Origin of the sequence: Novosphingobium sp. KN65.2, assembly GCF_001368935.1 — a bacterium.
Taxonomy (GTDB): Bacteria; Pseudomonadota; Alphaproteobacteria; order Sphingomonadales; family Sphingomonadaceae; genus Novosphingobium; species Novosphingobium mathurense.
On record NZ_CCBH010000081.1, the window covers coordinates 1 to 1311 of the forward strand.

The 1311-nt window shown below is 59.6% G+C and carries 1 protein-coding gene; it reads right to left on the reverse strand.

Going from position 1 to position 1311, the window contains the following annotated elements:
* Window positions 1–229 precede the first annotated feature (229 nt).
* A complete protein-coding gene (locus SPHV1_RS03395) occupies window positions 230–997 on the reverse strand; it encodes a helix-turn-helix domain-containing protein (protein ID WP_006954207.1) in 768 nt (255 codons plus the stop codon).
* Window positions 998–1311: the final 314 nt, after the last annotated feature.

Consider the following 1311-nt stretch of genomic DNA (forward strand, 5'->3'; position numbering starts at 1 on the left):
GCTAAAATGGCCTCCATCGCAAGGCATATTTGGTCGCTGCCCCGCAGTTTTACAGAGTGCCGCTATCCGCGCCCCGAATGGACACGCATGTCAGCTCCCCAAATCGGAGCCTTACCCCCTTTTTGGTGTTCAAACAGTCTCAATTAAGCGTTGCGCGACTAGCGCAACTCCGCATCACCTTAGATAAATAAACTCAAGGGGAGGTTCAGAACCATTATGAGACTCACGGCTAGGCGACAACGCCATCACGGGCGCAAATGCCGTTCCATAGGCTGATTAGGGCCTCCGCTGTGGCCTTGCATGTCGTCGTCTCCCGTATGTAATCGGCCTTGCTCAACCGGGAGAGCATCCAAGCCTCATCTTCAAGCCGGTCCTGTAGGCGCTGGGCCTCGTCGTCGGGCACCGGGGCAGGGCGCTTGCGCCGGTCGAGCAATTCGAGAAGCATCCTCGGCAATTCCACCCGATAGGCATTGGAGGTCTGCTCTGATCGCGCCCCGTCCTCTGTGACGGTGTGGACGTAGCGCCGCAGGCGCGCCAGCAAGCCGATGCTGGTAAGGGCGTTCAAGGCCCTTGCGACGGTGGCCCTAGAGACGGTCGCCCATTCGGCTATCATTTCATAGCTGGGCACCACGTTGCCCCTGAAACGCTCCTCCATCCGCAACAGGGCTTGATACACCCGGATCGTGGAATTGGTGATGCTCATGCAATAGTGCTCGAACTGCGTTATCTCGCGCGGCTCGCGCCGCAGCTCCGCGCGCAGGGCGCGGCCCTTTTCAAACGCCAGATTGATCGCACGCCAGCATCCCTTGCGCGTCTTGGTGTCTCGCGCCGCGAGGAAGCCCTTTTCTACGTCGCTCCCGGCTTCCTTGCTGCCGCCGCGCACGCGGGCCTTGGTGATGTGCTTCCCGCCCCGGCTACGGTCGCCATAGGCTCGGCCGAAAAGCTGCTGGGTCAGCTCCCCGATCGCCAGCGGCCCTTTTCTTCTGGTGTCACTCATCGTCGTCCCTCCTTTGCGAAGGGCCGGGAGACAGGCAAAAAAATCCCGTTGCGCGAATCAAGCGCCCTTGAACCGAAGTCCGAAAACCGCTAAGTGGGAAATTGTCTGTAGGTTCAGTGTTGGCGCACTGTCCCACTAAGCGGTTTTGAGGGTGCCCGGCTTCGAGCCGGGCATTTTCTTATCCACTCACGGCCAGAAACTCCTGTTGCAGAAACATATCGTCCCCGATCCGCTCTAGGATCGCGTTGATTGCAGCCTCGCGGGACGTGAATCCCTTGCTGGCTTTCACCCTCTCCACGATCTCGACGGCTTTA